The organism is Stenotrophomonas sp. PS02289 (assembly GCF_029960115.1).
Lineage (GTDB): Bacteria > Pseudomonadota > Gammaproteobacteria > Xanthomonadales > Xanthomonadaceae > Stenotrophomonas.
In genome coordinates, this window is the sequence record NZ_JASCOZ010000010.1 from 20,841 (window position 1) to 44,571 (window position 23,731).

Consider the following 23,731-nt stretch of genomic DNA (forward strand, 5'->3'; position numbering starts at 1 on the left):
AAGAACCCTGGGATAAACCTATGACCATTCGCTCACTCTTCGACCCAAGCAAGGACATCTACCGGACCATTGAGAAGGTCATCACCTATGGCGCCTCGCAAGAAGGCCGCCTCAAGGCTGAGATCTCCGAATACGTGGTCACCGAAAGCATTGAGGAGCAGTTTCGCAAGCTCCTCGATCGCATGCAGCTCGCGATGGAGTCCGGTGGTGAAAACGAGGTGGGCGTCTGGGTTTCAGGCTTCTACGGCTCCGGTAAGAGCTCGTTCACCAAGTACCTCGGCCTGGCGTTTGACGATCAGCGCACCATCGACGGCACGCCGTTCATCAATTACCTGCAGGACCGCCTGCACAAGCCACAAACCAAGGCCCTCCTCAGCACTGTGGCGAAGCGCTTGCCTGCCGCTGTGGTCATGCTCGACCTCGCCAGTGAAATGCTCGCCGGCGCCACGATGGAAGACGTCTCCACGGTCCTCTACTTCAAGGTGCTGCAATGGGCCGGCTACTCGCGCAACCTCAAGGTTGCCGCTTTTGAGCGCATGGTCGAGAAGGACGGTCGCACCCCCGAGTTGCACGATCGTATTGCCCAAGCGCTGCCGGGTGCGACCTGGGCCCGCGTACAAAACAACCCGCTCGCTATCGACGGGCTGATCCCCAAGATAGCCCACGAGATGTACCCGGCACTCTTCCCGGAGGCCAAGTCCTTCTCGTCCAGCACCGAGGGCTTCTTCCAGTTCGAAGACCAGCGCGTGCAGGAGATGATCGACATCGTCCGCGAGAAGAGTGGTAAGCAGAACATCATCTTCATCGTCGACGAAGTCGGCCAGTACGTGGCCTCACGCGACAACCTGATCCTCAACCTTGATGGCCTGGCCAAGAACCTCAAGCGGCTGGGCGACGGCAAGGCCTGGATCATCTCTACCGCGCAGCAGACGCTGACGGAAGACGACCCGCGCGCCGCGCTGAACTCCGACAAGCTCTACAAGCTGAAGGACCGCTTTCCGATCCAGATTGGCCTTGAATCGAGCGACATCAAAGAGATCTGCTATCGCCGCCTGCTCGGCAAGTCACCGGCTGGCGAGACCGAACTGGGCAAGCTGTTCGATGCCCATGGTCAGGCGCTGCGACACAACACCAAGTTGCAAGACGCCAAGTACTACGACGCGGACTTCAGCAAAGAGAGTTTCACTAATCTCTACCCGTTCCTGCCAGCTCACTTCGACATCCTGCTGCACTTGCTGGGCGCCCTGGCCAAGTCCACTGGCGGCATCGGCCTGCGCTCTGCGATCAAGGTGATCCAGGATGTCTTGAAAGGCGAAGGCGGCTCGAAGGCGATGGCCGATCAGCCGGTCGGCTGGCTCGCCACCACGGTCACGCTTTACGACGAACTGGAGAAGGACATTCGTCGCGCTTTCACGTCCATCCACCAGGCGGTTGGCAAGGTCCAGATTCGCTTCCCGGATTCGCAACTGCATCAGGACATCGCCAAGTCCGTCGCCGTACTGCAGATCCTCGGCAACCTGCCGGTGTCGGTGCAGAACGTCGCCAGTTTGATGCACCCGTCGATCACTGCAGCATCGCAGCTTGATACGGTAAAGAAAGCCGTCGAAGAGATGCTGAACGACGTGCATGTGCCGCTGGGCGAGAAGGATGGCAACCTCGTGTTCCTCAGCGAGAAGCTGCGGGATATCGAGCAGGAGCGTGGCGCCATTGCGTTGCGCACCGTGGATGTGAAGCGCATTTTCAACGATGCGTTGCGCGAATCCTTCGATCCGCTGCCCCGTGTCAGCCTCCACGGCACGATGGCCGTCGCAACGGGTCTGAAAGTCCAGGCCGGCAGCGCCATCACCAGCCTAGCCGGTGATCAGAGCACCATACAAACCGTTGTTGAGTTGGTGCCTGCCAGTGACTACGACACCGCCAAGAACCGGATGCTGGATGACTCCCGTAGTCGGGCCGGTCGGAACGTCATCGGGCTCTTGGCTCGCGCCAATTCCGAACTCGACGATCTGGCGAACGAAATCTATCGCTGTCAGCGCATTGCCGAGCTGCACCGCAACGAGCCCGACCAAGAGGTAAAGGACTACTGCACCGGCCAGCTCGACCGTGCTGCCAAGCTGGCGACCCAGCTCCAGAGCAAGATCAAACAAACTCTGCAAGCCGGCTCGTTTGTGTTCCGCGGCCAGGCCACGGCGGTGTCGGCACTGGATGCTGATTTGCTGGAGGCCGCCAAGAAGCTGCTCTCCGACGTGGCCGACCAGGTGTTCGACCGGTACGTAGAAGCTCCGGTACGCGCTGGAACCGACACCGCCGAGAAATTCCTCAAGGTCGCCAACCCCGCCGCCATCAGCAGTGCGCTGGACCCGCTCAGCCTGGTGCAAACCGTGGCCGGTCGCGCCTCGTTCAAGACTGACCACAAGGCGATGATCAGCATCCGCGACTACATCGACAAGCGCGGCACGGTCGATGGCAAGCGCCTGCTCGATGACTTCAGCAGCGATCCGTTTGGCTGGTCACCCGATACCACGCGCTACATCGTGGCCGCCATGCTTATGGCGGGCGAAATCAAGCTCAAGGTCTCGGGCCGTGAAGTCACAGCAGCTGGGCAACAGGCGATCGACGCGCTGAAGACCAACAACTCCTTCAAACAGATCGGCGTCGCACTGCGCGACGAGCGCCCGTCCATCGAAACGCTCGGACGTGCCGCTGAAAGGCTCACCGAACTGGTGGGCGACATGGTGATCCCGCTGGAACAAGAGATCAGCAAGGCGGCGGCGAAGCACTTCCCGCGCTTCCAGCACGACTACGGCTCCTTGGCCGAAAAGCTCAGCGGCCTTGGGCTGGCGGGCAGTGACCGCATCCGTACCTTGAACCAGGACATTGCCGATGTCCTGTTCACCGATGCCTCCGATGCCCCGCAGCGCTTGGGTGCCGAAACCTCCGCCATTTACGACAACCTTAAGTGGGCCCTCGAAGTGAAGCGGGCCCTCGACAACGGGCTCGACGCCACCCTGCGTGACTTGCAAGCCCATCGCCGCGACATCGAAGCCTTGCCGGACACCGGCGTGCCAGGGGAGCTGCGCCGCGAACTCGCCGAAGACCTGGGAACCCTGTCAGAGCGCCTGGGCAAGGAAGACTTCTACAAACACACCGCCGACTTCAATTCGCAGCTCACCCATCTGAAGGGCCGCGTGCGCGATGCGGTCATCACGCTCTCCGATCAGCAGAAGCTCCGTTTGAAGGAAGGTGTCGAAGATCTGCAGCGCATCCCCGAGTGGGAAGAGCTCACCCAGGAGGAGCGCGGCAACGCCGTGAACCGGCTGGACGGGCTCGCCCTGGCCGCCACGCAGGATCTGGCCGGACTGAAGAAGCTGCTTGCCCGCGATTACGACATCAACAGCACCCTCGAAGACCTGAAGCGCTCCATCCAGCGCCAAGGCCAGGAGCGGCTTCGCCAGCGCATGGAGGAAGAGCGCTCCAAGAACGGAGAAGAAGGCCCAGCCAAGCTGATCAAGTCGATCGCGATTCCAGTGAAGATGACGTCGGCTGCAGACATTGAGGCGTTGATCCTACAGCTACAGGAAATCAAGGTGCAGCTTGGCCTCTATACAGAGGCGGAAATCAAGTTTGTGATGAATGGCGGGGGAGACTGAACGGAATGGAAATACAACTGACCGGAGAGCAATCCACCGCGCTTGACGCCATTAAAACTTTTCTTCTTGATGACTCTCGAGATGCTTTTATCTTGCGTGGCAGTGCAGGCACTGGTAAGACCACACTTATTGCCAAACTGGTCAAAACGCTAGAGGAGATGAACCTTTCCTGCTGTCTCCTGGCACCAACAGGCCGGGCCGCCCGCATTCTGGGCAACAAGATCAAGCAAATCACTGGAAGCCCTGGATACGAAGGTTCGACTATCCATCGGGCGATTTACAGGCTTACCCATTTAGAGGTGAATGAAGGGGCCGAGACGGCCAACGACCCCGGAATGCGGATGATCTTTCCATTGAAGGAGGATGAGTCGGTTGTTTCCTTGTTTGTGATCGACGAATCGTCAATGGTCGGAGATAAGGAGAATCACGGTGATTTCATGCAGTTCGGTTCCGGCAGATTGCTACTGGATATCGTGACCTTTGCTCGAATGAACAGATCAGGTCGCACAAAGGACCACCTTACCAAGCTGCTTTTCGTCGGCGATCCTGCGCAGCTACCTCCGGTTGGAGAAAATTCGTCACCTGCCTTGTCAGATGCGTATCTGAGTGAGCAATTCAAGTTGAAGGTGGGCTCGTTTGATTTGAAAAATGTCATGCGTCAGGCGCAGGACAGTGCCATTCTCGACCGCGCGACGGAGTTGCGCGACGCAATGCTGGCCGAGCGGTTCAATAAATTTTCACTGCAGCCCAATGGGCAGGATATTGAACAGGTAGATGCCCGAAAAGCTGTCGATCTGATCGTTCAAGGGTTGCAGGCAAAAACTTCTAACGTCGCAGTCGTGCACTCCAACTCCACTGCGCTGGACTACAACCGTAACATCAGAGATCGTCGTTGGGGTGATGCCAGTCTGCCTATCCAGGTAGGCGAAACGCTGTTGATCAACAAAAACTCAACAACGCACGAACTCAGCAATGGCGATCTGGTCAAGGTCATAGAGGTGGGGGCAGACGCGCAACGCGTGCCAGTGAGTCTCAAAGGAGGCCACCATGTTGAGTTGTGGTTCCGCAATATCACCGTGGCTTTTCGTGACGCGGATGGCAGCGTCATCCAGACAAACTGTCTTGTACTAGAGAACTTGCTAGATTCACCTAACCGCGAATTGATCCCGTTGGAGCAGCGGGCGCTGTTGGTAGATTTTCGAAAGCGCCACCCTGACCTGCCTCCAAAGTCGGATGAATTCCGGAAAGCTATCCGTGACGACCCGTACTTCAACGCGCTTCAGGTCAAGTACGGCTATGCCATGACCTGTCACAAGGCGCAGGGCGGGGAATGGAATACGGTCCTTGTTGATTTCGAGTCCAGCAGGGGCTCGCGCAATGCATCGTTCTTCCGTTGGGCTTATACGGCCATCACACGAGCAGCCAAGAAACTGATCATCGTGAATCCCCCTGGCTTCACGCCAGCAGGTGACATCGCTTGGGGTGGTTCATCAGGCGCATCTGCAAAGCCTGATAAGGCAGGCCTTCAGGAGCTCACTGCTGATCCAGACTGGCAGAGGCTTTCGTTCACACCCGCTATCGCCCCCTTGATGAAAACCCATCAGCAGTTACGCCTAGTATGGGGGGCTCAAGGCATCGAAATTGAACAGCTGCAGCACTTGCAGTATTGCGAGCGCTACACCCTATCGCGCAATGGCAAACGCGCCATAGTTCAGTATTACTACAACGGCAAATTGCAGGTCGGTCGCTCTGGATCTGTTCCTGGCGCATTATCCGATAGTCAATTGGCAGAGGACGCGTTGACATCGCTTGGTGTGCTGGCTGCCAAATCCAGCACGGAGCAGCCTAGCCAGTTTATACAAGAGTTTCTGGATGGTCTGGATGAAGCTATTGCCGACTCGGGGATTCAACGTATCGGTCAAAAGCCCATGCCGTATCGGCTGCGAGTGAGCTTTGCTGATGCTTGTCGCAAAGGTGAGATTGATTTCACTTACGACGGCACCTTTACTTGGACGGCTGCTCAGGAAGTCGGCGGCCCAGGCAGCAGCCACGGCCTCTATGAGGAAGTACAGAGTTTGATGATTGCGAAAAAAGAGGAAATCCAGTGAGTTCCGGTGAGATATTTGCACTTCGCAAGCAAAGGCGGCATGCAGAAGCCCTGGATTTGGCCAGGTCAGAGTATCCCGGAAACACTGCTGACGTATGGTTCCTTCGGGCCTACGCCTGGGCGCTGTATGACCATGTAAAAGAAATTGTCGATCGTTACGAGGCAAAGCAACTGTCTCCTGTAGCGTTATCTGGTCAACTGTCACCGTACATGCGCGAGTTTTCGCAGATGGCTGACGCGCTGCGTGGCGATAGTGCCTTTTCACAATTTCTTCGCCTTGCCGGGAAGGCATCCAAGGACTGGTCTGAATTTCTTATTTTTGCCCGCTGGGTGGGAAAAGATAGTTTTTCAGAAGAGGACAAGAAGCCTTTCGTCAATGAGGCAGGAAAGACTGTAGATAGTTTAAATAAACGCTTCATACGTGCCGTCTGTCGTGAGACAGCGGCTAAAGCCGTCGATCCACAGTCGGATCAGGCGCTAAACGAGTGGGGCCTTGGCGTTTTGGAGCAAGCGCTAAGGGACGAGCCAAACGACCAATGGCTCAACTACTACCAGAGCAAACTGCACCTGGCCAACGGCGAACCAGACCTTGCGATCAAGCGATTGACGCCAGTGTTGCGCCGCCAGTCGCGCGCGGCTTGGCCATGGGTGCTACTAGGTGAAATCCTGGAAATTGAGCATCCACAGGATGCGTTGACCTGTTATACCCATGCAACTCAGCTGGCTCGGGAGGAGCAGGAAGTCGCAAAGGTGCGTATCCATTTGGCACAGTGCCTCGCGCTTGTGGGCCGTTTCAACGAGGCAGCACACCAGGCGAACCTGGCACTGCAGTACAGGGAGCAGCACGCCTACAAAGTGCCGCAGGAACTACATCAACTGCTTGCCAGTGACTGGTATCAAGACGCACTCGCCAATAACTCTCTACAGCCGCTGCCGAAAGCTGAGTCCAGTGCACGTGCATTGCTTCAACAACTGGAGCGACAAAACCTTACCTACACTCGCGGCGTCATTGACCACATCAATTCAGGAAAGGGACTCAGCTATATAGCGACCGGCGCCACTACCGGCATCGGGCTATTGCATAAAAAATTTCCCACGGTGGCAGGCTTGTTGCCCGGTACCGTGGTGGAGATTGGCCGCGCCGAGTCTGATGGCCACCCTCTGGATTGGCGAATGTCAGAAGTTCAAACCATTCCTGGCCTGTGCGAAATGTTTAGCGGCACCTTGGATAGGCAAGAGGGTAAAACATTTGCATTCATCCGTACCAGTCGAGATGACATCTTCGTCGCCCCAGAGATGGCCGAAGCCTTCACTCCTGGAACGCAATACGACGTCACCTGCCAGGCCATTCGGCGCACCAACAAGCAAGGCAAGACCGGCTGGCGTGCCGTGAAATTTATTGAACAAGAAGACCAGCAGCTCTCCGCTGACTTCTAAGAGATAGGCATACATGGCTTTCGACCAAACAACAAGAAACCGCCTGCAGCGCTTCGTCAACGACGCGCGCCGGGTGCTGGAGGAGGAGTTCACTCGCCAGCTCCAGAACGACTATGGCATGGACCCCGACGCGGGCACTGTGGCGGAGCTGGCCAGCCTGCGCCACATCAACGACGCCCAGCGAGAAACCGCTCGTATCCTGCGAGATACCCTGGCGCACTACACCGCCAGCGGCGACATGAATGCCACCCAGGGTCTGGATCGCATCGTGCGCGAGCAGGCCTTCACCGTGCTCAACCGCCTGGCCGCCCTACGCATGGCCGAAGCACGCGGCCTGCTGGTCGAATCGGCCGGCAACGGCTTCCAGGCCAAGGGCTTTCAGCTCTATGCGCGACTGGCCGGCACCGGCCTGGGTGAAACCGGCGATGCCTACCGTGTGTACCTGTTCAGTGTGTTTGATGAACTCGCGCAAGACCTGCCGGGCCTGTTCGACCGCTACTCACCGCAGGGCCGCCTGTTCCCGCGCGAGGCGGCACTGCTGCAAGTGCTGAACCTGATCAACGATGCCGACATCGCCCCACTGTGGAGCGAGGACGAAACCATCGGCTGGATCTACCAGTACTTCAACTCCAAAGAAGAGCGCAAAGCCATGCGCGATGCCAGCCAGGCGCCGCGCAACAGCCGCGAATTGGCCGTGCGCAACCAGTTCTTTACTCCGCGCTACGTGGTGGAGTTTCTGGTGGACAACACGCTCGGGCGCCTTTGGTTCAACGCCACGGGCGGGGCCACCGGCCTGCGCGATCGCTGCCAATACTTGCTGGTGAAACCGGACGAGACGCCACAAGCCGCCACCAAGCTGCGTGACCCGCGCACCCTCAAGCTGCTGGACCCGGCCTGCGGCTCCATGCACTTTGGTCTGTATGCCTTCGATCTATTCGCTGAGATTTACCGCGAGGCATGGTCCTGGGAACAGCAGCACGGCCCGGGCTCGCTCGATGTCTTGACTCAGCCACAGGCAGCGCTCAAGCCACTGTGCCAGACCTACGAAGACGAGGCGGCCTTTCTGCGCGACGTGCCGCGTCTGATCATCGAACACAACATCTATGGCGTGGACATCGATCCGCGCGCTGCGCAGATCGCATCTCTGGCACTGTGGCTGCGAGCGCAGCGTGCTTGGCACGATGCCGGTGTGAAGGCCAAAGACCGCCCGCCGATTGGGCGAGGCCATGTAGTTGCCGCCATTGCGCCGCCGGCAGAGCGTGAGCTGCGCCAGCAGTTTGCCGCCAACCTCGATCAGCGCGATGCCGAGCTGTTCGAGAAGACCCTGCATTTGCTTAAGGGCCTGCCTGAGATGGGCGTGCTACTCCAAGTCGAGCGCGAGTTGCCGCACTTGATTCGCCAGGTCTATGTGGGCAAAGGCACCGGCCTGTTTGCCCAACAGGAGCAAGAGAGCTGGCAGCAGGCGGAGGCTCGTCTGCGTACGGCGCTCACTGAATTCGCCCAGGCAGCCAAGTCGACGTATCAGGGGCGCCTGTTTGCTCAGGATGCCCTGCAAGGATTGCGGCTCATCGATCTGTGCCGTGAAGTGTTCGATGTGGTGGTGATGAATCCGCCCTTTGGCGCGCTTAGTCTTGGCGTGAAAGATGGTCTATCGAAAAGTTATCCAAACTCAAAAAACGACTTGCTAGCGATTTTCGTTGAGCGTGGTCTAGAGCTGCTCCGCCCATGTGGGCGGGTTGGTGCGATTACTTCTCGGACATGCTTCTTTCTCTCCGATTTCAAAAAGTGGCGAGAAAATGTAGTGCTGGGTCTATCCACTCCCGATGCCTTTGCTGATCTCGGTGTTGGCGTCATGGATGATGCGGCCGTTGAGGCGGCAGCCTATGTCTTGGAGAAAACGGCATGACGATATTTTTGCGCTTGATGAAGGAGAGCGACAAGCAAAGTGCAATGGTTTCGGCCATTAGCGCAAGTCGTGCTGGTTTATCCGATGATCGTGTTTTTCACGCCGATCCTATTGATTTCAAGATTATTCCAGGTGCTCCATTTTCTTATTGGGTTAATCAATCGATACGTTCGGCGTTTATAAAACACACTCGGTTTGAGTCGGAGGGGCGAACAGCAAAACAGGGGCTGGCGACTGCTGACGACAATCGATTCCTCCGTGTTTGGTGGGAGGTAATGCCGAGTGCCACCGATTGGTATTGCTTCGCCAAGGGAGGCGCACATTCTCAGCACTATGCTGACGTATATCTGATGGTCAACTGGACCAGCGATGGCGCAGAGATCAAGAACAACCTGAATGAAAAGGGCGGAATTCGCTCGAATGTTTGGATGTTGAAAGACACCGCGCCTAAATTTTTCTTCCGTCCTGGGTTAACGTGGCCACTTCGAACCAATGGATTGAGTTTCAGGGTAATACCGTCCCAATGCATTTTCGGTCATAAGGGGCCTGTGGGATTCTCAAGCTCTGATGATGAATTGTCTCTGTTGGGGTTGTCTGCTGTACTGAACTCAAAGCCGTTTGGCTACTTGGTTTCTCTGCAATTGGCACGAACTGAGCTAGCTCAATCTTATGAAGTTGGCTTGATTCAACAGACGCCAGTTCCAGAATTAAATTCGAGTCAGCAAGCCGATCTGGCTGTCTTAGCCCACCGCGCGTGGTCGCTCAAGCGCTCGCTGGATAGCATTGAAGAAACCTCTCACGCCTTCGCGCTGCCTGCTGCGCTGCGTGCTTGTCTGGGGGATTACGATCCACCCGCCATCAATGTGGAGCTGGTACGCATCCAGGCTGAGATCGACGCCATCGCCTTCGACCTCTACGGCTTTTCAGATGCCGACCGCGCTGCCGTGCAGGGCGACCAGGGTGCGGTGAATGAGGGCGATGCAGAAGTCAGCGCGGACGACGAAGGTGATGATGAGGACGATGCCCCACCCATAGATCAAACGGCAGGCCTGCTGAGTTGGGCCGTGGGCGTGGCCTTCGGTCGATTCGATTGGCGCCTTGCCACCAACGAACGCGCAGCACCTGCCGAGCCCGCCCCCTTCGACCCGTTACCAGCCAAGAGCCCCGGCATGCTCCCGGACGGTGCCGCTCCCTTCCACGCGCATGCGGGCATCCTGGTGGACGACCAAGGTCATCCCCACGATCTCGCGCGCCTGACTGAGGAGGTTCTTGCTCGTGTCGATGCGCCCGTCCCGGAGGATGTGCGCCGCTGGCAGCAGCGGGACTTCTTCGCTTTTCACCTGCAACGCTATTCCAAGAGCCGCCGCAAAGCGCCCATCTACTGGCCGATGAGCACGACCTCCGGCCACTACACGCTGTGGGTCTATTACCCCAGTCTTACCAGCCAGACGCTGTACACGGCGATCAATGACTTCGTTGAGCCCAAGCTCAAGCAAGTCGGCGACGATGTGACGGCGCTGCGTAACAAGGGTTCGGCCCGCACGCGTGACGACGATAAGCAATTCGAAACTCTGCATGATTTCGAGAAGGAGCTGATCGAGCTGCGCGACACCCTGCTCAAGCTGGCGCCCACCTACAAGCCCAACCACGACGATGGCGTGCAGATCAGCGCCGCACCGCTGTGGCCACTGTTCCGCCATAAGCCCTGGCAAAAGCTATTGAAAGACACCTGGGCCAAGCTGGAAAAAGGCGATTACGACTGGGCGCACCTGGCCATGAACTACTGGCCCGAGCGCGTTCGCGAGAAGTGCAAGACCGACAAGTCGCTCGCCATCGCCCATGCTCTGGAGGATTTATACATCGGGCCCGAGGCAGCGCCGAAGAAGACGCGCGGCAGAAAGAAGGCCGGAGGCGATGAATGATCCAGGACGTCAAAGCACTTCCGGTCAGCTTCTACTTCAGCCCCGATGGGACAACGTCGTTCTTCATTCCCAAGTACCAGCGCGAGTATGTATGGGGCGGCAAGAACTGGGACGCGCTGTTCAATGACCTGGAGGAGTCGCCCAGTGGGCACTTTCTGGGCTCCATCATCTGTGTGAACACCCAGCAAGATGGGATGGCCGGTGGCCGTCTGGAGCTGATCGACGGTCAGCAGCGGTTCACCACCATCAGCCTGTTGTTCTGTGCGTTCTACGACAAGCTGAATGCCATTCCGAATCCGGATCGCCGTTTGCTGGTGGAGCTGGACAATCTGGAAAGCCGCATCTTCGTCCGCGCCTCTGGCCAGTGGCGTCTGGAACCCAGCGAGCAAGCACAGAACAAGACCGATTTCCAAAAGGTGCTGAGCGATCTGTTCCCCAAGCAGGTGAAAGCGCCGAAGGGCTTGAGCAATTTCGGCAACCGCCGCATTGCACGCGCCTACCGCTATTTCTGCGAGCGACTGGAAGGGCTGAGCCAGGACAGCGTATTGGCCCTGCTGGAAAAGCTCAAAGCGGCCATGCTGGTCAAGATCGAGGTGCGCAGCCATTCCGATGCCTTCATGTTGTTCGAGTCGATCAATAACCGGGGCATCCCGCTCTCGGCCATCGACATCATCAAGAACAACCTGTTGGCCGAGTTGGACAAGCGCCCGGACTATGGCATTGACCGGGCGTTTGACGAGTGGAAAGACCTGATCGACCTGTTGCCCGACCCGGCGGTTCAGGAGCGCTTCCTGCGCCAGCTTTACAACATGTTCAAGTACCTCAAGCGGGTCGAGGTCAAAGGCTGCACTCGCGCCACGCGCTCGAACCTGATCACCATCTACGACACCCTGCTGCGCAAGCGACCGGTCTGGCTGTTCGGTGCGCTTCAGGCCAAGGGCAAAACCTACTCGGCGCTGCTCAATCCCATGGTTGCACGCGCGGAATGGGGCGACGCTGCCGCAGCGGCCTTGCAAGACCTGCAGCGCCTAGGAGCCGCGCCGGCTTACGCATTCTTGTTGTGGGCCAGCCAGGTCGCGCAGAGCCAGAAGTGGAATGAGGGCGACGCATTGAGCCGCTTGGCCGCTTTGCTCACCAAGTGGTTCTTCTGGCGCAACCTCACCGATATGCCGCCGACCCGTGAACTCGACCCGATGTTCATGGATCTGGTTGGCCACCTGCTGACGCAGATTCGCAGTGGCGAGATCACGGCGCTGGACGGCTTCATCCAGCAGAGCAGTAATTGGTTGCTGGGACGGGCAGCCCCACAAGATGTTTGCGAGTCGCGCCTCAAGGGCGATGTGTACCTGGAGAATTACGACGCCACGCGGTTCATGCTCTGCAAGCTGGAAGAGACACACCAAACCCGTGAAAACAAACGCGACCTGTGGGTGCATGACGCCAATGAACGCCCCGTTTTTACCGTCGAACACATCCTGCCGAAGACCGAAAACTTGGGGCCGGGCTGGGTGACGATGCTCGAAGGGAACCAGAAAGGCACTGCGGCTGCCATTCGCGAGCGCTGTGCGCACCAGATCGGCAACCTGACCCTGAGTGGCTACAACTCCAAGCTCGGTACGATGGAATTCTTGAAGAAGCGCGATCGCAAGAACGACCAAGGCGACTTCATTGGCTATCGCAACGGCTTGTACCTGAATGCCGACTTGGCCAGCCGAGATGATTGGAACGAGGCCGCCATTACGGCGCGAACAGACAAGATGCTCAAGGAGGTGATGTCCATCCTGAGCCTGCGGGGTGACAAATGACGATTGCAGAATTCATTCGAGAAAGCGTACTGCGGCCGCGTCTGAAGCAAGCTGGCGCCTTGGTGGTGTATGACGCCGATAAGCGCTACCGCGAGCTGTGTTTCGACTTGGCGGCTGACAAGGTGCGGGTGGTAGATGCGTCTGAAAGCAGCATCGAAAGCCGCGAGGCTGCGCTGCTGGCGCTGCGCGATGTAGGACAGCCCAAGGCGCCCTTGGAAGGTGTGTTGATCTATGTTCCCTCCAAGCGGCCAGAGACAGACGAGCAAAAGCAAGCTGATCCATTCGCGCTGTACGCAGAATGCGGCGCGGTGTTCCCGCAAGACGATGGCGACGAGTACCTGAGCCTGTGCCTGCGTGCTAAGCCAGATTACGCGACAGAAATTCGAAGCCTATTTGTGCGCGAACCACGACCGCAGTATGCGGTGATTGACGCCATTGGCGGCGGTGTGAGTTGGCCCCAGTTGCGAGCCACTCTGCGGGTGGAGTCCGGCCGCGAGATTCTGGCCGCATTGCTGGCCCCGAGTACCAGCCAAGCCGAAGCGCTCAAGGGGCAGGAAGGTTGGGTGCAAGAGGCGCGGGATTTCCTCCGCGCTACCTTGGGCTTGAGCGTGAAGACCCGCGGCAAGACCTGGTCTGCCCTGGCGGACGAACTGTGGCGCTATGTGCTGTTCAGTGAATTCGTGTTCGATTTGCCAGTGGCACTGCCAGACACACTGAAAGGTGTGCCGCACGCACCGATGGAAGCCAGACCCATCGTCGAGGATGTGTGCGACCGTCTGCGCAGCGACCCGAAGTCACGCGCGATATACATCGAGCGCGCCGAGACCACCGAGGCGGAGCTCAACCTGACCGATCTGTGCGGTGCGATTGAAGACCTGGGCGAGCGCGACACGTTCCCCTTCGAAGAGCGGACCTTCCTACGCACCGCGATCAAGGGCATTGTCAGCGGCGACACCGATGCCACGCGCCGCGTGCTGACTCGCCATAAGAGCTCGGTATGGCTCGGCAAGGGCGAAAGCCAGGCCCAGTGGGAGTTGGTGCGGTCTGGTTTGAGCCTGGTTGAGGCCTGCGACGATTTTGAGCGCCAGCTACCGGAACACGCCCGCTCGCAAGCGGAGCTGATTGACTTCTACTTGAGTAGCCTGCGTGAAGTAGATCGTCTGCAGCGCGAGTTTGAGCAAGCGGCGGGTGACTTCCTTGACCCACATGGCTTGATGCATGAAGTGATCAGCCAAGCACGGGCGCGCTATCGCCGGTTGGCAGAGAAGGTTCAGGGCGTGTTTGTGAAGCACGTTGAGTCCGCCGGTTGGCCACCCACTGGGCGCCTGGCCAATGCCGATGCCTTTGATTGGCTGGTAGCTGATCGACTCAAGGAAAGCGGACGCAAAGTGGCCTACCTGATGGTGGACGCCCTGCGTTACGAGTTGGGCGTGGCCCTCGAAAAGCTGCTGGCGGAAGACGGTCCCGTCGAGTTGCAAGCGGCCTACGCACAGCTGCCGACCATCACCCTAGTGGGCATGGCGAGCTTGCTGCCGGGCGCTCGCACGGGTTTGACCCTGGCGCTGGAGAACGACTCACTCCTGCCCAAGCTGGCGGGGGCGCCGGTGGGCAACGTCCCGCAGCGCATGAATGTGCTGGCCAAGCGGTATGGAGATCGCTTCGCGGAAATGCCGCTGAACGACTTTGTTCGCGGTAAGCCAAAGATTGCCGAAACCGTCGACCTGCTGGTGCTGCGCTCCACGGAAATCGACAGCCAACTGGAAAGCAACCCGGAAACGACGCTGGGCCTGATCCCTGGCACGCTGAAGCTGATCCGCGTGGCACTGCATAAGCTGCGTGGCATGGGCTTCAAAGAGGCGGTCATCGTCACCGACCACGGCTTTTTCCTGAACGCGCAAGCAGAAGCTGGCGATGTGTGCGTGAAACCACAAGGGAAATGGCCGGTGAATGCCCATGACCGCATGATGCTCGGCGATGGCACGGCGGATGGTCATAGCTTGGTTGTCAGCGCAGAGAAGGTCGGCATTCGCGGTGACTTCTCCCAAGTGGCGCTGCCGCGCAGTATGGCGCCCTATCGCTCAGGGCACCTGTATTTCCACGGCGGCGCATCCCTGGCTGAGGCGGTGGTGCCGGTGCTGGTAGCGCGGCTGGACACCGCTGCCCATGCGGAACTGCGCAAGGTGGTAGTGGAGCTGAGCTACAAGAACGGCGCCAAACGAATAACTACGCGATTGCCGGTCATCGAAGTGATACTGGTGGCCGACGATATGTTCTCGCAGGACATGAGCGTGGAGATCTTGCTGGAAGCGCAGGACAGCAATGGCAATGTGGTAGGAGAGCCGCGCCCAGGCGGCGATGTGAACCCCGCCACCAGAACCGTGACCCTGATGCCAGGTCAGCGCAAGCAGATTGCGTTGCGCATGGATGATGAGTTTAGAGGCAAGTTCAAGGTCGTGGCGCTGAACCCCACAACCCTGGCGGCCTACAGCAATCTAGCGCTTGAAACCGACTATACGGAATGAGCCCTATGGACGAACTCGACCAAAAACTAAACGCCACATTCGACGGCAAGGTACTACGTAAGGACCTGCTGCATCGAATAAAAAAAGGCACCAACGTCCCGACGTTCGTCCTGGAGTTCCTGCTAGCCAAATATTGCGCTAGCAACGACCAGGCAGAGATGGATGCCGGCATGGAGGCCGTGCTGTCGTCGCTGCAGGAAAACTACGTGCGCCCAGACGAGGCCAATGCCGCGCAGTCCAAGGTGGCCACCAAGGGCAAGCATCGGTTCATCGACAAGGTCCACGTTCGCTACGTTGAAAAGGAAAAGCGGCACTGGGCATCGCTGGAAAACTTCAACTCGCAACGCATCGCGATTGGCGAGAAGTTCTACCGTGACAACGACAGGCTGCTGGAAGGCGGCATTTGGGCCGAAGTCACCCTGGCGCACAACGACATCGACGAAGACGACTATGCGTTTTCTATCGAGGACCTGCGGCCGATCCAGCTGACCCGTTTCGACTTCGACCGCTATGCAGAGGGGCGCGGGGCGTTCACGCGCGATGAGTGGATAGCGGCGGTTCTGCGCTCCGTCGGTTTGGAACCGAGCAAGCTCTCGAAGCGTGTACAGATGCACTTTATCGCCAGGTTGGCTGCACTGGTGGAGCCCAACTACAACTATATCGAGCTGGGTCCGCGCGGCACGGGCAAGTCCTATTTCTTCAGCGAGTTCTCACCCTACGCCACTTTAATCTCGGGCGGCCAGGCTACCAAGGCCACGCTGTTCTACAACAACGCGCGCCGCAAGGTGGGCCTTGTTGGGTTTTGGGATACGGTCGCCTTTGACGAGGTTGGCGGGATCAAAGTGCGCGACCCGGACACCATCCAGATCATGAAGGACTTCATGGCCAACGGGCGCTTCTCGCGCGGGGCCGAAGTCATCGCCGATGCCAGCCTGAGTTTTGTTGGAAACATCGACGTGTCAGTGCAGCAGGTGGTCAACTCCAACGAACACGACCTGTTTCAGCCGTTGCCTCCGGAGCTGGACTTGGCGGTGATGGACCGCTTCGCTGCGTACATTCCTGGCTGGGAAATGCCGAAGAACAGTAGCGAGTTTTTGACCAGCAATTACGGATTCATCACCGATTACTTGGCAGAAGCCTTCCACTACCAGTTCAAGCACACGAATCGGTATGAGGAAGTGAGCAAGCGCATCCGGCTCGGTAAGTCGATTGAGGGGCGTGATGAGAAAAGCATCAAGAAAACCGTCTGCGCTTTCTTGAAGGTCTTGCATCCGAACGGGCCACCGACGGACGAGGAGTTCGAGGAATACGTGGCCTATGCCACCGAGTGCCGCCGCCGCGTCAAGGAGCAGATGAACAAGCGCAAGCCGGACGACGAGTTTGCGCGCATCAACCTGTCCTACTTCAAGGCCAGTGGCGAGGAAGTGGTGGTTTTCTGCCCTGAGTCGAAAGATGCGTCGGCAACGCAAGAGCCTGCGCGCCGTCGTTTGAATCAGGCGGATGGCCAGCCTATTGAGGCAGTCGAGGTACAGCCCGCTGCGCAACCGGCGCCTGCTGCTGCGGAATCTCCTGTAGTGCCGACGTCGATATCACCGGTCCCGGCATCGGCTACGGTTGGGCCTTCCCCTGTTGATCTCAAGGAACAGCACTTCACCATCCTCTATGGCGATACCGGGCACAGCTATGAGTCGATCCTAGGCCCCTATCTCCAGGGCGCGAAGTCTGTCGTGATTGAAGATCCGTACATCCGGCTGCAACACCAGATTCAGAATTTCGTGCGCTTCTGCGAAACGGTGCTGAAGGCTGGAACCGTGAAGAAGATCAGCCTGATCACCGGCTACGACGACAAGACCCAGTTGGCCGACATCGCTGAGAAGCTCGATGAGTTGAAGCAGAGCCTGCTGGAATTGGATGTCGAGCTGGAAGTGAAGTTGAACCCGAACATGCACGACCGAGAGATTCGTATCGACAACGGCTGGGTGATCAAGATTGGCCGGGGGTTGGACTTCTTCCAAAAGCCCGGAGGGTGGTTCGAGGTAGGCGTAAATGATCTCAGTTTGCGTAAATGTCTTGAGACCAAGGTTGATATATTCAGGGTTGGAATAAATATTTGACCTAATTTTCAATAAAAGAAATTCAGTTTAATTTTATTAATATGATTGTAAGAAATTTCAAGCACATATCATTTTGATGAGGCTGGCGGTTGCTGGCTTCGCGTGTAGATGCTCCGCGATGATGCATCTGCTTTGGATATGGCTGTATGAAAGAAAGATCCGATTGTCTGTACTGTGTTTTGGTCGTCGCAGCATCCATCATCGCTGCGGTTGCTCGATGTGCTCTGTCTTCGGGCAGTGAAGACATCGACCCTTTTAATTGATACTGCATTGGCATACGCACAAGGCCCGGCATCGTCCGGGCCTTGTGCGTTTGTGCCGTAATAAGCGAGGAAAATACGATGCATCTGGTTGAAACAATGGCCTATGCGGGCGCTAGGCCGTGGCATGGTCTGGGCAATAAGCTTGAACAGCATCAGCCTATTGAGGTCTGGAAGCGTCAGGCAGGCATGGATTGGCAGATCGAGGACTCCGGGGTCCGTTTCATCACAGGTAGCAATGCCATCGGTGCCATCCACTCCTTCCCGGAGCAGAAAGTGCTTTATCGCTCCGATACCAGGCAGCCGCTGGCAGTCGTCTCCAAGCGGTTCAAGGTGGTCCAGCCGGGAGAGATCCTGGAGTTCTACCGTGACCTGACGCAGCACAGTGGCTTTGAGCTGGAGACGGCGGGGGTGCTCAAGGGTGGCAAGAAGTTCTGGGCCATGGCTCGAACGGGGCAGAGCACATTGCTCAAGGGGCGTGACAGGGTGGAGGGCTACCTGTTGCTGGCCACAGCCTGCGACGGCACGCTGGCCACCACGGCGCAGTTCACCTCGGTACGTGTGGTGTGCAACAACACCCTGCAGATCGCCCTGGGAGACAGCAGTGGGGCCATCAAGGTTCCTCACCGCAGTCAGTTTGACCCGGATGCAGTGAAGCGGCAGCTGGGGATCACCGTTTCGACCTGGGACAGCTTTGTAGATCGGATGAAAGTGCTCTGCGAGCGACCAGTAGATCCGGATACGGTCGATGGTCTGCTGCGCCGAGTGCTGACCTATCAAGGGCAGGGCGCTTCAGCTGAGGTCGTCAACGAACAAGCCCTGGCCAGTGTCCGTGCGCTTTATGAGGGGGGCGGTCGAGGCGCACTGTTGGCATCAAGCCGTGGGACGGCTTGGGGCGTGCTCAATAGCGTCACGGAGTACGTGGATCACCATCGCCGTGCTCGTAGTGATGATCACCGTCGTGATGCGGCATGGTTCGGTGCCGGTGCTCAGCTCAAGCGGCGTGCTTGGGATGAAGTTATGAAGTTGGTGGCCTGATGGACGCACTTGCTTACAACATGTCGGCATGTGGAGCCGGATCCTGCGAGGAGGAAAACAGGATCCGAGTACGAGAGGACAGGGCGATTGCCAGGGCGCTGAAGATCCTAGAAAGGCGGGCTGGCGGTCCCAAAGACGTACTCGGTGGGGTGACTGAGAGTGCGCTGTTCTTTCAGCTGCGTCTGGCTGGTGAGCAGCGCGAACACTTCGAGATCGCATTCCTCAACACCCAGTTCCAGGTGATCGCAGTTGAGCGTCTCTTCTCAGGGACGATCGATGCGGCGGAGGTCCATCCACGGATCGTGGTTCAGCGAGCACTTGCACACAACGCCACGGCAGTGCTCATGGCCCACAACCACCCAAGCGGTAGCGCAAAGCCATCCGCGTCTGACCGAGCGGTTACAGCCAAGCTGAAAGCTGCCTTGGACACGGTCGACATAAGGCTGTTGGACCATTTCGTTGTCACCAGTCGTGAGGTGGTCTCGATGGCCTCTCAAGGCATGGTCTGACCGATTACTAGCGAACAGGACTGTTTGTTCGCCTATTCCATCTTGTCGACATCAATAGCTTGAAATGAATGATCTGACCTAGGCCGCCCATATGGGCGGCCTTTTTTATTCCGGAGGTTGCCAATGAGCAAGCACACCGCGTTGCGTTTGGTTGATACGCGTTCACTGGATCGCCAGCAGTGGCTGGAGGTCCGCAATGGCGGCATCGGGAGCTCAGATGCTGCCACTGCCGTCGGGTTGAACCCCTACAAGAGCCAGCTGGAGCTGTGGCAGGAGAAGACGGGACGCAAGCCGATTGAAGAGGTTCTGCCTGGGCAAGACGATCCCCGCTACTGGGGAACCCTGCTCGAACCCATGGTGGCCACGGCTTACCAGGAGCGCACGGGCAACCGGGTACGCCGGGTCAATGCCGTTCTGCAGCACCCGACCTTCCCGCACATGCTGGCCAATCTCGATCGTGAGGTGGTCGGTTCGCCAGAGGTCCAGATTCTCGAGTGTAAGACGGCAGGGGAATTCGGCTCCCGGCTCTGGAAGGACGGGGTGCCTGAGTACGTACAACTGCAGGTACAGCACCAGTTGGCAGTGACGGGGAAGCAGGCAGCAGATGTGGCGGTGCTGTTGTGCGGTCAGGCTCTGCAGATCCACCGCATTCAACGAGACGAAGAGGTCATCAGTCGCTTGGTGGTACTGGAAGCCCGGTTCTGGGATCACGTTATCAACGACATCGAGCCACCAGCTGATGGTTCGGAGTCGGCGGCCAGAGCGCTTCGGAGCCTGTATCCGGGCAAAGACACGGTTGTCGACTTCAGCCAGGACGAGGTGCTGGTCGAGACGTTCTCTAACCTGGTGTCTCTCAACGAGGCAGTAGCAGAGCAAGAACAGCAGGCAGAGCTGCTGAAACAAACGCTGCAGCAAGCCATGGGCGATGCATCCGTTGCCAGGTTTGGCTCGTTGGGAGAGGTGATCTACCGCCGTAGCAAGGATGGCACGTCACTGGATACCAAGCGGCTCGCAGCCGAGCACCCGGAGATCGCCGCGGCCTACACGGTAGTCCGTCCGGGGTCGCGGCGATTCCGAATCAACACCACGATCAAAGAGGTCACATCATGCTGAAGGGACTGGCCATAACGCCGCCCGTGATTGGGCGTATTTCAATCGGCCGGGTAGTAGAGCGCAATGGCAAGCGGCTGCCAGAAAAGGACGATCAGTTCACCCTCACTAGCCAGGTACAGAACCGTGAGGGCTGGGTGCTGCACCCGCTGGATGAAGAGCTGCGTAAGGCATCGGAGGGTAACAAGCTGCGATCCATCCCGGTGCGCCTGCTCTTCGACGATCCAACCCTGAACCTCCGGGCTGACTACTCGCTGTTCAATCGCGAGAACGGAAGACCGCTGTGTGTAGGCAATGGAGACACCTGCCGGCGAGCTGGCCCTGAAGGCATGGAGACGTTGCCTTGTCCTGGTCCGGATGCGTGCCAGTTTGCCAGTGGGGGCTGCAAAGCCTATGCCCGCTTGAATGTGGTCATTGGGGACGGGGAAGGTGATGCGATGGGCAGCTTTGTCCTGCGTACCACCTCCTACAACACCATCCGGACACTCGCAGCGCGACTGCACTACCTCAGTGCGGTGTCAGGTGGTCGGCTGTCCTGCCTGCCCTTGGAGCTGAAGCTACGAGGTAAGTCCACCACGATGAGTTACCGATCAGCGATCTACTACGTCGATCTGGTGGTTCGGAGTGGTCTGACACTGGAGCAGACTGTCGCAGAGGCGGTGGACCGACACGCCGCAAGAGCTGCGGCGGGGATCGACCAAGCTGCACTGGATGAGGCAGCGAGACAGGGCTTCGCTAACGGGGCCTTCGAGGACCTGGACGAAGACGTGCCAGCTGTGGTCGAGGAGTTCTATCCGACAGGGCATGGCGAGGTTGCACAGGCTCCAGCGAACGGAAGTCTCAAGGACAGACTGGAAGCGCAAGCGTCACGGTTAGCGTCGTAGGTGAGCAGTACCTGTTCGGACTTGTATCAGGTACGGGCAAGAGGCAGTTCAGGTCCTGCGCGGACAGATGATGGAACGGACCAATTTGTGTGCGCAGATGACGAGATATGCCAGGGAGCGAAAGCTCCCTGGCATGTAAGCGATTGATTTTTATTTGACTTTCTCGGTTGTGAGCGTGCATGGAAAAAACCTGGATTTTTTTTCCCTGTACCAGCAACAGCAGCATATCGACACTGATCACGTCGGAGGCCAATCCCCTTCGATAGGAAACCGGCCGGATTCCTTCCTGAAACGTCCAACACAACGAAGGAATCAACAAATGAAGCACATGACGTCCAGTCTGCGCCAGGGCGTAGACAAAAGCATGCCTTTGGCTGAGGAGAACAACACTGGCTGGAAAGCAGGGTGGCCGGATAGCCCGACGCTCCGCTTGAAGGAGCTGATCACGCTGCTCCGCGTCAGCAGGAGCAAGGCATACGAGCTGATGAAGTCCGATCCGGACTTCCCGAAGGGCATTCCGCTCTATGACAGTGAACTGTCTCCGAAGTTCTACTGGACGCATGAAGCCATGGCATGGGCTGAAGGCCGTGCAGTGAAGTTCCGTCGTGCGAAGGAGGAGAAGTGATGATGGCTAATTTTGCAATCCACTCTTCGCCGCTTGACGCGCTCACGCACGCTTTGAGTGAACAGTCGACCAAGGGGAAGGGCAGGCTGGAGCAGGACTTCAGGCAGGCCTATCCGATCCTGGAACAGCACATCGCAAAGAAGATGCGCAAGAAGATCCTGGTAGATCAGTTCAATGCTGCGTACAAGCATGAGCTGAACCTGATTCAGTTCCGAAAGCTGCTCAATGAGGAGCGTGCTCGTCGCCATGCGGAGGGCGATGCTGCTCGGTGCCAGAGCTGTGGCCATCTGTTGGTCGAGGCTGAAGAGCAGACCGCGTTTGGCGCGGCAGAGGAGGATGCATGATGACTACCCATTGGCAGCGTTATGCCCCCAAATATCCCCTGGAAAGCTTCCATCACATTGCGCGTGAGGCTGGTCTTGAGCTCTTCCGCAACGTGCAGGTTCCTGATGCCATGGTTGGCATGGGTCTCATCAATGCCATCTCGATGGCTTGCCAGGGGCTGATTGATGTCAAGTTGCCAACCGGGCAGACCCGGCCTGTAACACAGAATTTGATGCTTGTTGCTGAGTCTGGTGAGCGCAAGTCGACGGTGTTCGAGCTGCTGCAGGCGCCTTTCCGCAATGCAGATACGAAGGCGATGACTGCGTTCAAGCAGCAGACTGAGGCTTATGAGATCGAGTACGGACTCTGGACGGCCAAGATGAAGGGGTTGAGGAGCGCGATCAGTAAAGCAGTTGCAGCAGGTAAGTCTGCGGAAGCACTCGAGTCACAGCTGAAGGAGTACGCAGAAAAGAAACCTCTGCAGCCTCGCTTGCGCTGCTTCCTGCGGCAGGACATCACGGCCAAGGCCATTATGGAGGCCGTTCAGGGTGATGGTGAGTCCATCGCCATCACGACTGATGAAGGTCACATGCTGTTCAAGAGCGAGGCAATGGCGAATGTGGGCTTGCTCAATCGTCTCTGGGATTCACCAGGAATGATGCCGTTGGATCGAGCGGAGAACGAGCATCTGATTGCGATGAATCCGCGCGTGTCTGTGAGCATCATGACCCAGTACGAACCGCTCAAGCAGTTCCTCAATAGGCGAGGCTCTGTCGCAAAGGGGAGTGGGCACTGGGCACGCTATTTGGTCGCGTGGCCTCGCTCCATGATGGGCTATCGGCGAATCGAGGACGTGGAACCGGTGTGGGAGCATTTGCCGGCATTCCATGAGCGGGTCGCGGAGCTGTTGTTGAAGTACAAGGAGCTTTCAGCCTCGGGCCCCGTTGTTCGTGAAGTGGTGTCCTTCTCCATCGATGCCAGGGCACGCTGGGTAGAGTTGGCATCAGAAACTGAGTCTTTGCTGCGCGACGGGGAGTACTTGAGCGATATCAATGACTTCGCGGCAAAGATCATGGAGATCGTGGCACGACTCGCTGCATCGATGCAGTACTTCAGTGGAGAGGGAGGTGACATCACCCTCGATACGATCAATCGTGCCTTCGAGATCGTTCGGTGGCATGTTGATGAGTACAAGCATCTGTTCTCACCTGCGTTCGTGGTATCGCAGGATCAGGCCGATGCTCAAGCTCTGGATCGGTATCTGCATGCAAAGTGGTGGAGAGGGATTTATTCGGATACGTGCGTTCCCAAGAACCAGGTTTTGCGCTGTGGACCTGTACGTAACCGAGCAAGGCTGAATGCAGCCATCTCGGTTCTTGAAGGCCAGGGAGCAATTCAGATCTGCAGTGGGTACCGGGACAAGAGGACGTATCTGCGCTTGATGAATCACTACTTTGACCGGAGGGCGCTGTAAGCGGTCTTTATACCAAGTGAGCCCCGGCGATAGGCCGGGGCTTT

Annotated in this window: 15 protein-coding genes; all 15 read left to right on the top strand. The window is 57.9% G+C overall.

Annotated features, from left to right (window positions below):
• Window positions 1–20: 20 nt before the first annotated feature.
• Window positions 21–3,650 carry a BREX system P-loop protein BrxC gene (gene brxC, locus QMX83_RS02785; RefSeq protein WP_282295119.1) on the top strand — a complete coding sequence of 1,210 codons (3,630 nt, stop codon included), beginning with the start codon at window positions 21–23 and terminating at the stop codon, window positions 3,648–3,650.
• A gap of 5 nt (window positions 3,651–3,655) precedes the next feature.
• Window positions 3,656–5,758, top strand: a complete 2,103-nt coding sequence (locus QMX83_RS02790) for a DEAD/DEAH box helicase (RefSeq protein WP_282295120.1) — start codon at window positions 3,656–3,658, stop codon at window positions 5,756–5,758.
• Window positions 5,755–7,194 carry a hypothetical protein gene (locus tag QMX83_RS02795; protein WP_282295121.1) on the top strand — a complete coding sequence of 480 codons (1,440 nt, stop codon included), beginning with the start codon at window positions 5,755–5,757 and terminating at the stop codon, window positions 7,192–7,194. Before QMX83_RS02790 ends, QMX83_RS02795 begins: the two co-directional genes overlap by 4 nt.
• A gap of 13 nt (window positions 7,195–7,207) precedes the next feature.
• Window positions 7,208–9,100, top strand: coding sequence for an SAM-dependent methyltransferase (locus QMX83_RS02800; RefSeq protein ID WP_282295122.1), 1,893 nt, complete (start codon window positions 7,208–7,210; stop codon window positions 9,098–9,100).
• Window positions 9,097–11,022: a type II restriction endonuclease subunit M gene (locus QMX83_RS02805; RefSeq protein WP_282295123.1), complete on the top strand. Its 1,926-nt coding sequence runs from the start codon at window positions 9,097–9,099 to the stop codon at window positions 11,020–11,022. The genes QMX83_RS02800 and QMX83_RS02805 overlap by 4 nt, the downstream gene beginning before the upstream one ends.
• The gene (locus tag QMX83_RS02810; protein WP_282295124.1) at window positions 11,019–12,827 is read left to right on the top strand and encodes a DUF262 domain-containing protein; all 1,809 of its coding nucleotides are present in this window, start codon (window positions 11,019–11,021) and stop codon (window positions 12,825–12,827) included. Before QMX83_RS02805 ends, QMX83_RS02810 begins: the two co-directional genes overlap by 4 nt.
• Complete coding sequence (locus QMX83_RS02815) at window positions 12,824–15,349, top strand: PglZ domain-containing protein (RefSeq protein ID WP_282295125.1); 2,526 nt, start codon at window positions 12,824–12,826, stop codon at window positions 15,347–15,349. Before QMX83_RS02810 ends, QMX83_RS02815 begins: the two co-directional genes overlap by 4 nt.
• A 5-nt stretch (window positions 15,350–15,354) precedes the next feature.
• Window positions 15,355–17,463, top strand: a complete 2,109-nt coding sequence (gene brxL, locus QMX83_RS02820) for a BREX system Lon protease-like protein BrxL (RefSeq protein ID WP_282295126.1) — start codon at window positions 15,355–15,357, stop codon at window positions 17,461–17,463.
• A 341-nt stretch (window positions 17,464–17,804) separates the two neighbouring features.
• Window positions 17,805–18,761 (top strand): DUF932 domain-containing protein, encoded by a 957-nt coding sequence (locus tag QMX83_RS02825; RefSeq protein WP_282295127.1) that lies wholly within the window; start codon window positions 17,805–17,807, stop codon window positions 18,759–18,761.
• On the top strand, window positions 18,761–19,270 hold the full coding sequence (locus QMX83_RS02830; protein ID WP_282295128.1) for a JAB domain-containing protein: 510 nt from the start codon (window positions 18,761–18,763) through the stop codon (window positions 19,268–19,270). The genes QMX83_RS02825 and QMX83_RS02830 overlap by 1 nt, the downstream gene beginning before the upstream one ends.
• 123 nt (window positions 19,271–19,393) lie before the next feature.
• The gene (locus QMX83_RS02835) at window positions 19,394–20,383 is read left to right on the top strand and encodes a lambda-exonuclease family protein (RefSeq protein WP_282295129.1); all 990 of its coding nucleotides are present in this window, start codon (window positions 19,394–19,396) and stop codon (window positions 20,381–20,383) included.
• The gene (locus tag QMX83_RS02840; RefSeq protein WP_282295130.1) at window positions 20,377–21,264 is read left to right on the top strand and encodes a hydrolase or metal-binding protein; all 888 of its coding nucleotides are present in this window, start codon (window positions 20,377–20,379) and stop codon (window positions 21,262–21,264) included. Before QMX83_RS02835 ends, QMX83_RS02840 begins: the two co-directional genes overlap by 7 nt.
• Before the next feature lie 319 nt (window positions 21,265–21,583).
• On the top strand, window positions 21,584–21,889 hold the full coding sequence (locus QMX83_RS02845) for an AlpA family phage regulatory protein (protein ID WP_049440233.1): 306 nt from the start codon (window positions 21,584–21,586) through the stop codon (window positions 21,887–21,889).
• A 2-nt stretch (window positions 21,890–21,891) separates the two neighbouring features.
• Window positions 21,892–22,233 carry a hypothetical protein gene (locus QMX83_RS02850; protein ID WP_158229712.1) on the top strand — a complete coding sequence of 114 codons (342 nt, stop codon included), beginning with the start codon at window positions 21,892–21,894 and terminating at the stop codon, window positions 22,231–22,233.
• On the top strand, window positions 22,230–23,687 hold the full coding sequence (locus QMX83_RS02855) for a YfjI family protein (protein WP_282295131.1): 1,458 nt from the start codon (window positions 22,230–22,232) through the stop codon (window positions 23,685–23,687). The genes QMX83_RS02850 and QMX83_RS02855 overlap by 4 nt, the downstream gene beginning before the upstream one ends.
• The last annotated feature ends 44 nt before the right edge of the window (window positions 23,688–23,731 follow it).

Bases quoted from the DNA above. Each gene is read 5' to 3' on its own strand.
- QMX83_RS02855 (WP_282295131.1), top strand. From the start codon at position 22,230: ATGATGACTACCCATTGGCAGCGTTATGCCCCCAAATATCCCCTGGAA.
- brxC (WP_282295119.1), top strand. From the start codon at position 21: ATGACCATTCGCTCACTCTTCGACCCAAGCAAGGACATCTACCGGACC.
- QMX83_RS02815 (WP_282295125.1), top strand. From the start codon at position 12,824: ATGACGATTGCAGAATTCATTCGAGAAAGCGTACTGCGGCCGCGTCTG.
- QMX83_RS02845 (WP_049440233.1), top strand. From the start codon at position 21,584: ATGAAGCACATGACGTCCAGTCTGCGCCAGGGCGTAGACAAAAGCATG.
- QMX83_RS02805 (WP_282295123.1), top strand. From the start codon at position 9,097: ATGACGATATTTTTGCGCTTGATGAAGGAGAGCGACAAGCAAAGTGCA.
- QMX83_RS02835 (WP_282295129.1), top strand. From the start codon at position 19,394: ATGAGCAAGCACACCGCGTTGCGTTTGGTTGATACGCGTTCACTGGAT.
- QMX83_RS02800 (WP_282295122.1), top strand. From the start codon at position 7,208: ATGGCTTTCGACCAAACAACAAGAAACCGCCTGCAGCGCTTCGTCAAC.
- QMX83_RS02840 (WP_282295130.1), top strand. From the start codon at position 20,377: ATGCTGAAGGGACTGGCCATAACGCCGCCCGTGATTGGGCGTATTTCA.
- QMX83_RS02830 (WP_282295128.1), top strand. From the start codon at position 18,761: ATGGACGCACTTGCTTACAACATGTCGGCATGTGGAGCCGGATCCTGC.
- QMX83_RS02850 (WP_158229712.1), top strand. From the start codon at position 21,892: ATGGCTAATTTTGCAATCCACTCTTCGCCGCTTGACGCGCTCACGCAC.
- brxL (WP_282295126.1), top strand. From the start codon at position 15,355: ATGGACGAACTCGACCAAAAACTAAACGCCACATTCGACGGCAAGGTA.
- QMX83_RS02790 (WP_282295120.1), top strand. From the start codon at position 3,656: ATGGAAATACAACTGACCGGAGAGCAATCCACCGCGCTTGACGCCATT.
- QMX83_RS02825 (WP_282295127.1), top strand. From the start codon at position 17,805: ATGCATCTGGTTGAAACAATGGCCTATGCGGGCGCTAGGCCGTGGCAT.
- QMX83_RS02810 (WP_282295124.1), top strand. From the start codon at position 11,019: ATGATCCAGGACGTCAAAGCACTTCCGGTCAGCTTCTACTTCAGCCCC.